Here is a 12072-nt window from a genome sequence, read left to right as displayed (position 1 = left end):
GGCTATTCCGCCTCGATGCCCTTGGACGCGCTCGCCCACAGCTTGCGGTCCGACACGCCCTTGGTGCCCAGCACCTCCGGTGCGCCCGCCCAGACGTCGTAGCCCTGCTCGCGCAGGCGGTGGGCGATGTCCTCGCGTGCCAGCATCTTCTGCGCCGCGGCGTTCACGCGCGCGACCAGCGTCGGGTCCATGCGCGCCGGGCCGTACAGGCCGAACCAGCCGCCCACGTCGTAGCCGGGCACGCCCGACTCGATCATGGTCGGCACGTCGGGCAGCATGCGGTTGCGCTGGCGCGAGGTGACGGCCAACGCACGCAGCTTGCCCGACTGGATGAAGGGCCGCGAGGTGGCGATGATGTCGAACATCATCGGCACGGTGCCGGCCATCACGTCGGCCAGCGCCGGCGCGCTGCCCTTGTACGGTACGTGCGTGAGCTGCAGGCCGCTCATCTTCTCGAGCAGCGCGCCGCACAGGTGGTTCGATGCGCCCACACCCGCCGAGCCGTAAAACAGCTTGCCGGGCTTGGCTTTGGCATAGGCCAGCAGCTCGCCCACGTTGCGCACCGGCAGGTCGTTGTTGACCACCAGCACGTTGGTGTAGTCGACCAGCGGCGCCAGGGGCGTGAGGTCCTTCATCGGGTCGAAGGGCATGCTGCGCTGCACGTTCGGGTTGATGGTGATGGTCGGGCTCGCGCCGAAGAACAGCATCGCGCCATCGGGCGGCGCCTTGGCGACGGCGTTGCCGCCGAGCGAGCCCGCAGCGCCGGGCCGGTTGTCGACGATCACCTGCGTGCCCAGCTCCTGGCCCAGCGCGGGCGCGAGCAGGCGCGCGGCGCCGTCCACCGGCCCGCCGGCGGAATAGCCGACCACCAGCTTGATGAGCGGTGGCAGCGGCTGCTGCGCGAAGGAGCGGTGCGGCAGTGCGGCCAGCGCCGCGCTGCCCGCCAGCGCGGCCATGAGCTGGCGGCGAGAGAGTTCGAGGGATTGCATGAGCGTTGTCTCCTTTTGTGTATGTCTTCGGTCGCTCACATCGCTCAGGCCGGCAAGTCCAAAACTTGTCGCGCGAGGATGTTGCGCTGGATCTCGTTCGTGCCGCCGTAGATCATTGCGGCGGTGGAGCCGATGAGCGGCGATAGCACGTTGAAGCTCTGGCCGTCGAGCACCTGGTCGCCCGCGACCGCGCCCTGCTCTTCGCCGGCCTCGACCAGCAAGGCACCGATGCGGTGGTACGTCTCGCTGGCCCAGATCTTCAGCAGCGACACCGACGCCGGCAGCGGCTTGCCGGCGCGCACGATGTTGGCGAAGCCCGTGTACGCGGCCGACAGGTCGAGCACGTCGAGCCGCAGCGCTGCGAAGCGCTGTGCGAACACTGGGTCGGCGAACAGCCGCCGCGCCTGCCCGAGCCGCGCCAGTTGGCCCAGCGCGTACTGCGACTGCTTGGGGCTGCCCAGGAAGATGCGCTCGAAGCCCAGCAGCGCCTTCGCAATCGTCCAGCCGCCGTGCAGCTGGCCCACGAGCTGGTCGGCCGGCACGCGCACGTTGTCGAAGAACACTTCGCAGAACTCGGGCTCGCCCGCCAGCGTGTGAATGGGCCGCACCGTCACGCCCGGCGTGCGCAGGTCGCACAGCAGGAAGCTGATGCCCTCCTGCTTGCGCGCGCCCTTGTCGGTGCGCACGAGCATGAAGATGTGGTTGGCGTCTTGCGCGAGCGTGGTCCAGATCTTCTGGCCATTGACGACGAAGTGGTCGCCCTGCGCATCGCGCCCCGCCACCGCCTCGGTGCGCAGGCCGGCCAGGTCGGAACCGGCATTGGGCTCCGAATAGCCCTGGCACCACACGTGCTCGCCGCTGAGGATGCGCGGCAGAAAGCGCTGTTGCTGCTCGGGCGTGCCGTGCTGGATGAGCAGCGGCCCGATCATCACGATGCCCTGGTCGGGCGCGCGCGCCACGCCGTGCTGCTCCAGCTCTTCGATCCAGGCGATGAGCTTGTCGGCCGGCAGGCCCATGCCGCCATGCGACTGCGGCCAGGCCGGCGCGATCCAGCCCTGCGCCGAGAGCGTGAGGTACCAGTCGCGCATCTCGCTCCAGCGCGCGCGGTGCGAGAGGTAGCGCAACTGCGCCGGATACCGCTGTTGCAGAAAGCCGCGCACCATGCGGCGGAACTCGGGCTCGGGCACCGTGGACCAGTCGGTGGTGCGCGCGAGGAACTCGGCGCTCCAAGCTGTCGCGCTGCTCGCAGCGGCTTCGGCTTCGCCGGTCAGCGCGGCATGCCGGCGCTGGTGCGCCGTGACATTGCCCAGCCACGCCGACAGGCACAGCACGCGCTTGTAGAACAGGCTCAGGTCGCACTCCTGCGTGTAGCCGATGGCCCCGTGCAGTTGCACCGCTGCGCGCGACGCCTGCAACGCGGCAGCCGTGCAGCGCGCATTGACGCGGCTGGCCTCGGCTTCGAGCCGGTCAGAAGGCAACGCACCGTCGCCCACCAGCGCCAGCACTTCGTTGAGCGTGGCCTGCGCCACTTCGAGGTGAATGAACATGTCGACGCTGCGGTGCTGCAGCGCCTGGAAGCTGCCGATGGCCTTGCCGAACTGCGAGCGCGTGCGCAGGTAGGCCAGCGTCTGCGCCAGCATCGCCTGCCCCGCGCCCAGCAACTCCGCCGCCTGCAGGATCTGCCCGGCCGCGAGCGCCTGGCGCAGCGCCTCCTGCGCGGCCGGCCCGCTGGCCAGCACGGCTTCGGCCGGCAGCACGACCTCTTCGAAGCGAAGGTTGGCTGCCTGGCTGCCATCGACCAGCGGCACGAGCGTTTCGCTCACGCCCGCCGTGCCGCGCGGCACCCACAGCAGCACGGCGTCGTCCTCGCCACGCGCCGACACCAGCCAGCCGCTGGCAGCGGCGCCGGGCAGCACCATGAGTTTTTCGCCCTGCAGCAGCACGCCACCCACATGACCGGACCGCGCTTCGCAGCCGCAGGCCAGCGGCACGGCGCTGAGGTCGCCCGCGCTTTCCTGCCAGGCCAGCGCGGGCAGGCTACGGCCCGCGACGAGGTCGGCCAGCAAGGCACGCGCGCCGGACGAGTCGAGCCGCGCCAGCAGCAGCGCGCTCAGGCCCGCCACCGCCAGCAGCGGCTCGGGCGCTGCGTGCTCGCCGGCCGCGCGCAGGATTTCTGCAGCGCCGTCGAGCCCCAGCGCGAGGCCGCCGGCCGCTTCGGGCGCCAGCATGCCGGGCCAGCCGAGCGCGGCGATTTCGCCCCAGCCGTTGGCCTCGTCGGCCTCCGGATGCTCAGTGCGGGCACGGCGCCGCGCGGTGGCACCGCTGCGGGTGAAGTAATCGAGCGCCGCTTCGCGCACGGCCAGAAGTGAGTCGGAATCCATCGCGCTGTCTGCCTTTTCTTTTCCGTTGCAATGACGAGTCGCAGCGTGCCCGAAGACCCCGCCGCAGGGCATTCGCAATTGCGGAAGGGAGGGTTTGGCAATCACTGAGTGGCCGATCGCGCGCACGGGGATAGATTTGCGGCCATGACAAAGATCAAGAAATCCCTGCACACCGACCTCGGCCACAGCACGCCCGACAAGATCACCGTGCGCGGGCGCGACCTGCCCTCGGAAATCCTCGGCCACCTCAACCTGGGCGACATGGCCTTCCTGGAGCTGACGGGCCGCATCCCGACACCGCAGGAATCCGTGACCTTCAACGCCATCGTCGTCACGCTGGTGGAGCACGGCGTCACGCCGAGCGCGCTGGCCGCACGGCTCACCTACGCCGGCGCGCCCGAAGCCCTGCAGGCCGCCGTGGCCGCCGGCCTGTGCGGGCTGGGCAGCGTGTTCGTGGGCAGCACCGAAGGCGCCGCGAAGATGCTCTACGAGGCCATTCCCTTCGGCGAGAAGCCGTCGCGTCCGCTGGCCGACATGGCGAAGGACATCGTGGCCGACCACCGCGCGCGCAAGCTCATCGTGCCGGGCCTGGGCCATCCTCTGCACAAGCCGATCGACCCGCGCACGCCGCGCCTGTTCCAGATCGCAGCCGAGAACGGCCTGTCGAGCCACTACGTCGCGCTGATGCAGGCGGTGCAGGAAGAGGCCGAGCGCGTGTCGGGCAAGTCGCTGCCGATCAACGCCACGGGTGCCATCGGCGCCATTGCGGCCGAGTTCGGCTTTCCGTGGAAGATCATTCGCGGCTTCGGCGTGATGGCGCGCGCCATCGGCCTCGTGGGCCACATCCTCGAGGAGATCGACGACCCGATGGCCATCGAAATCTGGCAACGCGTCGAAAAAGAAGCAGGCGGCCCCCGCCAGGACTGAAGCACATGATGATCGCCACCGACAACCGCTTTCCCGACATTCGCGACGCCGTGCGCGACCTGTGCGCGCAGTTTCCCAACGAGTACTTCCGCAAGGTCGACGAGGCGCGCGGCTACCCCGCCGAGTTCGTCGACGCGCTCACCAAGGCCGGCTGGATGGCCGCGCTGATTCCGCAGGAATACGGCGGCTCGGGCCTGGGCCTGACCGAAGCCTCGGTGATCATGGAAGAGATCAACCGCTGCGGCGGCAACTCGGGCGCCTGCCACGGCCAGATGTACAACATGGGCACGCTGCTGCGCCACGGCAGCGAGGCGCAAAAACGCCAGTACCTGCCGAAGATCGCCAGCGGCGACTTGCGCCTGCAGTCGATGGGCGTGACCGAGCCGACCACCGGCACCGACACCACGAAGATCAAGACCACGGCCGTGAAGAAGGGCGACCGCTACGTCATCAACGGGCAGAAGGTGTGGATCTCGCGCATCCAGCATTCGGACCTGATGATCCTGCTGGCGCGCACCACGCCGCTCGCGGACGTGAAGAAGAAGTCGGAAGGCATGTCGATCTTCATCGTCGACCTGCGCGAGGCCATCGGCAAGGGCATGACGGTGCGGCCCATCCTGAACATGGTGAACCACGAGACCAACGAGCTGTTCTTCGAGAACCTCGAAATCCCGGCGGAGAACCTGATCGGAGAGGAAGGCCAGGGCTTCAAGTACATCCTCGATGGCCTGAACGCCGAGCGCACGCTGATCGCGGCCGAGTGCATCGGCGACGGCTACTGGTTCATCGACAAGGTGACGGCCTACACGAAGGACCGCGTGGTGTTCGGCCGGCCCATCGGGCAGAACCAGGGCGTGCAGTTCCCGATTGCCGAAGCCTTCATCGAGACCGAGGCCGCCAACCTGATGCGCTACGAGGCCTGCCGCCTCTTCGACGCGCGCCAGCCCTGCGGCGCACAGGCCAACATGGCGAAGTACCTGGCGGCCAAGGCGAGCTGGGAGGCGGCCAACGCCTGCCTGCAGTTCCACGGCGGCTTCGGCTTTGCGTGCGAATACGACATCGAACGCAAGTTCCGCGAGACGCGGCTGTACCAGGTGGCGCCGATCTCGACGAATCTCATCCTGAGCTACGTCGCCGAACACATGCTCGGCCTGCCGCGCTCGTTCTGAAGGACTGCACATGAACGCCATCGACCACCCCAGCAAGGTGCTCGCGACCTTCGCGGCCGAACTGAAGTTCGCCGACATTCCCGCGCCGGTGCTGCGCCGCACCGAGGACCTGACGCTCGACTGGCTCGGCTCGGTGCTCGCGGCGCGCACGGCACGGCCGATACGCAGCATCGAGCGCTTCGCACAGATGATGGGCCCCGCCGAAGGCCCGAGCGAAATCCTCACCTCGCGGCGCACCAGCTCGCCGCTGTTCGCGGCACTGGTCAACGCGGCGGCCTCGCACTACGTGGAGCAGGACGACGTGCACAACGGCTCGGTGTTCCACCCGGCCGCCGTCGTCATCGCACCCGCACTCGCGGTGGCACAGAGCATCGGTGCCAGCGGCGCGCAGCTGCTGACGGCCGTGGTCGCGGGCTACGAGGTGGGCATCCGCGTCGGCGAGTTCCTGGGTCGATCGCACTACCGCACCTTCCACACCACGGCGACGGCGGGCACGCTCGCGGCAGCCGCTGCGGTGGGCCGGCTGCTCGAGTTGTCGCCGCAGCAGATGCTGCATGCCTTCGGCTCCGCCGGCACGCAGTCGGCCGGCGTGTGGGAGTTCTTGCGCGACGCCGCCGATTCGAAGCAGCTGCACTGCGCGCACGCGGCGGCCAGCGGGTTGATGTCGGCCTACCTTGCGCAGGACGGCTTCACGGGCGCGGCAAAAATTCTCGAAGGTGCGCAGGGTCTGGGCGTAGGCATGTCGAACGACGCCGATCCGGCGAAGCTCACCGACGGCCTGGGCACGCGCTGGACGCTGGCCGAGACCTCGTTCAAGTACCACGCCTCCTGCCGCCACACGCACCCGGCTGCCGACGCGCTGCTGCAGGTGATGGAACAGAACCAGCTCAAGCCGGCAGACGTTTCCCAGGTCACGACGCATGTGCACCAGGGCGCCATCGACGTGCTGGGCCGCGTGACGGTGCCCGCCACGGTGCACCAGGGCAAGTTCTCGATGGGCACGGTGCTGGGCCTCATCGCCGTGCACGGGCGCGCGGGCCTGGGCGAGTTCGACCGCGACTTTCTCTCACCCGAGGTCTCGGCCTTCCGCGAGAAGGTGACGATGGCGCTCGACGACGAGGTCGACACCGCCTACCCCGCGCGCTGGATCGGCAAGGTCAGCGTGCACACCACCGACGGCCGCACATTGGCCGGTCGCGTCGACGAGCCCAAGGGCGACCCCGGCAACAGCCTGAGCCGCGCCGAGATCGAGGACAAGATGCAGCGCCTCGCGCACTACGGCGAAGGCGCGACGGCCGACGAAGCGACGGCGCTGTGCGAGCGTGTCTGGCAGCTGGCCGACACGGCGCGCGTGGGGCGCTGGCTCGGCTGAGGCCGGTCGTTCAGGCGAACAGCCGGCCCTGCCCCGGCGAGCGCGCATCGAGCCCCGCGGTGCGCACGAGGTCCCAGAAGCCCGCGGGCGAGCTGGACACCACGGGCACCTGCAGGCGCGCCTCGACCTCGCGCACGGCATCGAGCGTGACGAGGCCGCCGCACGAGATGAGGAGGCCGTCGGCACCGGGCTGGTCTTCGAACACCTTGAGGCACAGGTCGACCAGCACCTCGGTCGACACCTGGCCGACAGCCTGCACGTCGGAGATGGCCAAGCCTTCGAGTGCGAGCGGTTCGAAGTCGCTCTGTTCGAGGTAGGTGCGCAGCTGCGTGTTGACCTCGTCGATGTAGGCGGTGGCGACGGCCACGCGCCGCACCTTCAGGTGACGCAGGCCCGCGATGATCGCGTCGCTCATGGTCGTGCAGGGAAGGTCCGTCGCCTGTTCCATCTCTCGCTGGAGTTGGCGCGTGAAGGCGACGCCGCGGAAGAAGCTCAGCGACGTGCCCATGAGGGAGATGGCGCTGGCGCCCTCTTCCTTGAGTTCCAGCGCTTTGCCGATGACCGAGTCGATCACTTCGGTGTAGCCGCGGGTGGAGATTTCGCCGAGGCCCAAACCTTTTGCTGAGAAGCGGATGCGGTCGCCGTAGAGCAGTGGGCCGTCTACCGGGACTGCGCCGGCTGCGGGGGGGACGATGAGGCCCAGATGAGGAGGGGTCATGGGTGTGGCTCTTGTTGGTTTAGGGCGTGTGCACAGGCCACCGGGTACTTCCCTCCGCGAATGTCCCCCGGGCTTCGCCCTCCTCCTTGATTTCGCTGCGGGAAGCACCCAGTGCCCTGCGCACACCGAGCGCGGTCGTTTTTTTGGTCGATCAACGACTGCACTGCCCAACGCTCACGGCGATGGGGTGCCTTGCGCAGCGAAATAAAGGAGGAGCGAAGCGGGGGACATTCGCGGAGCAAGGCTCCCCGTCGGCGGGAGCGTCGCCCTGAAGAACCGCAGCGCACAGAAGAACGACTCAAGCAGACAGCCACCTCAGTTCCCCTCCGCCACGATGCGCTGGTCCGTGATGATGCGTTTCCATCGCGTCGTTTCCTCCGCCATGTCCTTGCCCAGCTGAGCCGGTGTGGCGTAGGCACGCAGCGTGCCTTGCGCCGCAGCGGCCGTGCCCGTCTCGGGCATGTCGAGCACGGTCTTCACCGCAGCTGAGAGCTTGTCGACGACATCGTTGGGCGTGCCCGCCGGTGCGAGCAGGAAGATGCGCGGCGCCACGTCGAAGCCCGGCAATGCGTCGGCCAGCGGTGCCACGCTTTCGGCGCCTTCGAGTTTTGCGTTGTTCAACAACGCGAGTGCGCGCAGCTTGCCGGCCTTCGACTGCGCCATCGCCGCCGTGGCGCTCACCACGCCCAGCGGCACCTGGCCGCCAACGACGTCGGGCACGATCTGCGCGGCGCCGCGGTACGGCACATGCACCACGAACGCGCCGGTGGATTGCTTGAGCATCTCGAAGCCCAGGTGCTGCACGGTGCCGACACCCGACGATGCGTAGGAGTAGCGCCCCGGATGCGCCTTGAGTTCCTTGACGAGTTCGGCGGGCGTCTTGGCGGGAAAGTCGTTGCCCGCAACGATCATCAGCGGCGACACGAACGCGCCGGCCACGGGCTTGAAGCTGGTCAGCGGATCGATGGGGATCTTCGGCTGCAGCAGCTTGGCGATGAGCAAGGCGCTGTCGCCCATCATCAGCGTGTAGCCTTCGGGCGGTGCCTTGGCGACGAGGTCGGCCGCGATGAGGCCGGTGGCGCCGGTGCGGTTTTCCACCAGCACCTGCTGGCCCAGCACGGCCGGCAGACGCGCGCTGAGCATGCGCGCGACGGCATCGACGCCGCCGCCGGCCGAGTAGCCGACGACGATGCGGATGGGCTTGTCGGGAAACTTCTGCGCCCACGCGGCGGGTGCGGCGGCCAGCAGGCCGGCCAAGGCCAGGGCGGCCCGCATTGCATGCCGGCGCGAGGGTCGCATGGCGTCTCTTCTTCTGTCGTTCATCTTGTCTCCGTGGTGGTCGGGATTCGCCGGCCGTCTGCGCGGCCTGGTCGGGGTCGAAAGTGTCGTTGCGCGTCAGGCCTTTCCCTTGCCGTGCGAGGTCGGCAGCTTCGCGAGTTCGCGCACGCGCTCGGCATTGGGCGTGAAGCCCAGGCCCGGCGCCTCGGGCAGCGTGAGCCAGCCCTGGTCGGGCACGGGCAGGCCGTCGAAGATCTGCTTGAGCATCTGCACCGCGACGTAGTGGTACTCGACCAGCCCGCCGTTCGACACGCCCGCGTGCAGGTGCATGTTGTGGAAGGGCCAAGCGCCGCCGTTGTCGATCGGCACGTTGAAGGCGGCGGCCATGCCGGCGATCTTCAGGCACTGCGAGTAGCCGCCCGAGATGGTCACGTTGGGCTGCAGCACGTCGGCCGCCTGGTTCACCAGCAGGTCGCGGAAGCGGAAGGCCAGGCCTTCGTTCTGCCCGCAGGCCAGCGGAATGCGCGTGCGTGCGCGCAGCTGGGCCATCTGGCGCACGTCGTTCTGCGTGAGCGGCTCCTCGAAGAAGCTGATGCCGTAGGGCTCGATGCGCTGCGCGAGTTCGGTGGCGTGGAACAGGTCGAGGCCGCAGTTGGCGTCGACATACAGCTTGACGTCGGGGCCCACGGCCTCGCGCACAGCGGCGACGCGGCGCACGTCTTCGGCAATGACTTCGTCGAGCGGGCGCGGCTCGTCGCGGCGCGCGAGGGCATGGTTGCCGACGGTCATCTTCAGGCGCTGAAAGCCTTGCGACACCCACAGCTTGGCGGCGGCGGCGAGCTGGTCGCGCTCGAAGAAGCCGAAGCCGAAGGTGGCATACACCGGCACCTTGGCGCGTGCGCCACCGAACAGGCGCCACAGCGGCTGGCCGAGCGCCTTGCCCTTCAGGTCCCACAGCGCGATGTCGAGCGCGGCGATGGTGTGGCTCGCGTAGCCGGTCTGGCCGCGCGGCGAGAGCAGCCAGTAGAGCTTCTCCCACAGGCGCTCGGTGGCCATCGGGTCTTCGCCGATCAGCGCGGGGCCGGCCACTTCGCGCACGGCAGCGGCAATGATTTCTTCTTCGGTGATGGCGGTCATGCCGTGGCCGACGAGGCCGGTGTCGGTCTCGATCTCGGTGAGGCACAGCGACAGCGAGGTCTGCTTGTTCAGGCCGACCACGTCGATGGTCACGGGAATGTTCAGCGGCGTGGCGCTGACGCGGATGATCTTCAAGGCTGTCTCCTTTGGTGTGCCCGCATCTTTGCGCGCGGGCCGCAGGAGAACAATTCGTTTTTGGCGAGTTCGAGCCTTCGCGCGGCGCGAAGGCTCGTTGCCCGATGGACCGCCCGCCTCAGCTCAGTCGGGACGGCCGAGGTGTTCGAGCACCGAGCGCGCGGCGGCCGTGAGGTCCTGCTGGCGCCGCACGCACAGCAGGTGGCGGCGCAGCGCCCAGGGCGCGTCGAGCTTGAGGCAGCGCAGCTTGAGAATCTGCAGCTGCGGCAGGATGGCCGCATAGGGCAGCACGCCGATGCCCACGCCCTGCTCCACCATGCGGCAGACCATGTCGAAGCTGCCCACCTGCATGCGCACCTTGAGCGGCACCTGCGCCTCGAGCGCGGCGGCGAGCAGCACGCGGTGCAGCGCCGTGCCTTCGCGCACCACGATATGGTCGTGGCGCAGCACCTCCTGCACATCGATGCGCTTGCGGCGCGCCAGCGGGTGGTCGCGCGCGATGACCACGGCCAGCTCGTCGGTGCGGTAAGGCAGGCATTCGAGGCCGTCGGCCGGCGTCTGGCCTTCGATCACGCCGATGTCGGCCAGGCCGGCCTGCACGGCCTTCACCACTTCGGTGCTGGCGCGTTCCTGCAGATCGATCTTGAGCACCGGATGCAGGCGCAGGAACGAGCCGATCTGCGCCGGCAGAAACTGCGCGATGGTCGAGGCGTTGGCCGTGATGCTGACCACGCCCGCCACGCCGTTCTGAAAGTCGTCGAGCTCGGCGCCGAGCCGGTCCATGGCCGACAGCACGGCGCGCGCATGCAGCAGCAGCCCATGGCCGGCCGAGGTGAGCGTGACGCCGCGCGCATGCCGCACCAGCAGCGGCAGCCGCGCGCGCGCTTCAAGATCGGAGATGCGCTTGCTCGCAGCCGCCAGCGCGATGTGGCAACGCTTGGCGCCTTCGCTGATGCTGCCGTGGTCGGACACGGCCACGAACAGGCGCAGCGACTTCAGGTCGGCGGACATGGCCGGTCGGTCCTCAGGCGAGGACGAGGTGATCGAACAGCTCGCGCGCGGAGGCCGGCAGCTGTTCGCGGTTGCGCGCGATGAGCTTGAGCTCGCGCTCGGCCCAGGCGTCGCTGAGCGCCACGGTCGAGATGCGCATGGCCATCGACAACCGGTGCGCCGACGACGACGGCAGCACGCCGACGCCCACGCCCGCTTCGATCATCAGGCAGATGGCCTCGAAGCTGCTCACCTGGATGCGCGGGTTGAAGCCGCGCCCCGCGAGTTCGGCGCGGCGCTGCAGAAAGCGGTGGATCGCGCTGCCGTGGTGCAGGCCCACATGCTGCTCGTCGAGCGTGTCGGCAAAGGCCACCGACGACGCGCCCGCCAGCGGATGCGTGGGCGGCACCACCAGCACGAGCTGGTTGCGGCCGAAGGGGCGCGCATCGAACTCGCCGGTGTGCACGTCGCCCGCGAGGATGCCGATGTCGGCCTCGCCGTCGGCCACGGCGCGCACGATTTCTTCGCTCAGGTATTCGCGCAGATCGACCTGCACGGCCGGGTGCTGCGTGAGAAAGCCCGCGAGCTTCTGCGGCAGGTACTCGGTGATCGAGGTGGTGTTGGCGAACACGCGCACATGGCCCTTGATGCCCTTGCCGAAGTCCTGCATGTCGCAGCGCAGGTGCTCCATCTGCTGCATCACGCGCTTGGCGTGGTACAGCACCGCCTGCCCCGCGGCCGTGAGCGTCACGCCCTGGGCACTGCGATGCAGCAGCTTGCCGCCCACCGCCTCTTCCATCTGCTTGATGCGCGTGGACGCGGCGGCCAGCGAGATGCAGGCCTTCTCGGCGCCACGCGTGAGGCTGCGCGCGTCCGCCACGTAGACGAACAGTTTCAGGTCGAACAGGTCGAAGTGCAGGTTCACCGGGCGGGCACGAAGGAAGCGGGAGGAACGCGCATTGTCCGGCGAACCGTG

The 12072-nt window shown here is 69.0% G+C and carries 10 protein-coding genes; 3 read left to right on the top strand and 7 right to left on the bottom strand.

Translation table 11 applies throughout. From position 1 onward, the window contains the following. Positions 1 to 2: 2 nt before the first annotated feature. Together IG196_RS05540 and IG196_RS05535 are read right to left on the bottom strand one after the other, a co-directional pair. A complete protein-coding gene (locus IG196_RS05540; protein ID WP_192195336.1) occupies positions 3 to 989 on the bottom strand; it encodes a Bug family tripartite tricarboxylate transporter substrate binding protein in 987 nt (328 codons plus the stop codon). A 44-nt stretch (positions 990 to 1033) separates the two neighbouring features. After that, positions 1034 to 3370, bottom strand: coding sequence for an acyl-CoA dehydrogenase (locus tag IG196_RS05535; RefSeq protein WP_192195335.1), 2337 nt, complete (start codon positions 3368 to 3370; stop codon positions 1034 to 1036). Between the two features lie 144 nt (positions 3371 to 3514). Here IG196_RS05535 and IG196_RS05530 point away from each other — a divergent pair, with 144 nt between their 5' ends. Genes IG196_RS05530 through IG196_RS05520 form a run of 3 tightly spaced genes read left to right on the top strand, consistent with a single transcriptional unit; the run spans position 3515 to position 6838 of the window. Further along, positions 3515 to 4297 carry a citryl-CoA lyase gene (locus tag IG196_RS05530; protein WP_192195334.1) on the top strand — a complete coding sequence of 261 codons (783 nt, stop codon included), beginning with the start codon at positions 3515 to 3517 and terminating at the stop codon, positions 4295 to 4297. Between the two features lie 5 nt (positions 4298 to 4302). Beyond that, on the top strand, positions 4303 to 5466 hold the full coding sequence (locus IG196_RS05525) for an acyl-CoA dehydrogenase family protein (protein ID WP_180839065.1): 1164 nt from the start codon (positions 4303 to 4305) through the stop codon (positions 5464 to 5466). A 10-nt stretch (positions 5467 to 5476) separates the two neighbouring features. Next, the gene (locus IG196_RS05520; protein ID WP_192195333.1) at positions 5477 to 6838 is read left to right on the top strand and encodes an MmgE/PrpD family protein; all 1362 of its coding nucleotides are present in this window, start codon (positions 5477 to 5479) and stop codon (positions 6836 to 6838) included. A gap of 10 nt (positions 6839 to 6848) precedes the next feature. Here the strand turns inward: IG196_RS05520 and IG196_RS05515 are convergent, their stop codons facing one another. The 5 genes from IG196_RS05515 to IG196_RS05495 all read right to left on the bottom strand — a co-directional run bounded on the left by IG196_RS05515 (position 6849) and on the right by IG196_RS05495 (position 12021). Further along, positions 6849 to 7556 carry an aspartate/glutamate racemase family protein gene (locus IG196_RS05515; protein ID WP_192195332.1) on the bottom strand — a complete coding sequence of 236 codons (708 nt, stop codon included), beginning with the start codon at positions 7554 to 7556 and terminating at the stop codon, positions 6849 to 6851. A gap of 315 nt (positions 7557 to 7871) precedes the next feature. Then, a complete protein-coding gene (locus IG196_RS05510; protein WP_225616933.1) occupies positions 7872 to 8855 on the bottom strand; it encodes a Bug family tripartite tricarboxylate transporter substrate binding protein in 984 nt (327 codons plus the stop codon). Between the two features lie 96 nt (positions 8856 to 8951). After that, positions 8952 to 10106: a mandelate racemase/muconate lactonizing enzyme family protein gene (locus IG196_RS05505; protein ID WP_139703161.1), complete on the bottom strand. Its 1155-nt coding sequence runs from the start codon at positions 10104 to 10106 to the stop codon at positions 8952 to 8954. 123 nt (positions 10107 to 10229) lie between these two features. After that, complete coding sequence (locus tag IG196_RS05500) at positions 10230 to 11117, bottom strand: LysR family transcriptional regulator (protein WP_192195330.1); 888 nt, start codon at positions 11115 to 11117, stop codon at positions 10230 to 10232. 13 nt (positions 11118 to 11130) lie between these two features. After that, a complete protein-coding gene (locus IG196_RS05495; protein ID WP_192195329.1) occupies positions 11131 to 12021 on the bottom strand; it encodes a LysR substrate-binding domain-containing protein in 891 nt (296 codons plus the stop codon). Between the last annotated feature and the right edge of the window lie 51 nt (positions 12022 to 12072).

Source organism: Variovorax sp. 38R (genome assembly GCF_014843395.1).
Taxonomy (GTDB): Bacteria; Pseudomonadota; Gammaproteobacteria; order Burkholderiales; family Burkholderiaceae_C; genus Variovorax; species Variovorax paradoxus_H.
This window is presented reverse-complemented; position numbering and strand designations above follow the sequence as displayed.

Excerpts from the sequence above, each read along its gene's own strand:
- IG196_RS05500 (WP_192195330.1), bottom strand. The coding sequence starts at position 11,117 with ATGTCCGCCGACCTGAAGTCGCTGCGCCTGTTCGTGGCCGTGTCCGAC.
- IG196_RS05520 (WP_192195333.1), top strand. The coding sequence starts at position 5,477 with ATGAACGCCATCGACCACCCCAGCAAGGTGCTCGCGACCTTCGCGGCC.
- IG196_RS05535 (WP_192195335.1), bottom strand. The coding sequence starts at position 3,370 with ATGGATTCCGACTCACTTCTGGCCGTGCGCGAAGCGGCGCTCGATTAC.
- IG196_RS05525 (WP_180839065.1), top strand. The coding sequence starts at position 4,303 with ATGATGATCGCCACCGACAACCGCTTTCCCGACATTCGCGACGCCGTG.
- IG196_RS05515 (WP_192195332.1), bottom strand. The coding sequence starts at position 7,556 with ATGACCCCTCCTCATCTGGGCCTCATCGTCCCCCCCGCAGCCGGCGCA.
- IG196_RS05510 (WP_225616933.1), bottom strand. The coding sequence starts at position 8,855 with ATGCGACCCTCGCGCCGGCATGCAATGCGGGCCGCCCTGGCCTTGGCC.
- IG196_RS05530 (WP_192195334.1), top strand. The coding sequence starts at position 3,515 with ATGACAAAGATCAAGAAATCCCTGCACACCGACCTCGGCCACAGCACG.
- IG196_RS05540 (WP_192195336.1), bottom strand. The coding sequence starts at position 989 with ATGCAATCCCTCGAACTCTCTCGCCGCCAGCTCATGGCCGCGCTGGCG.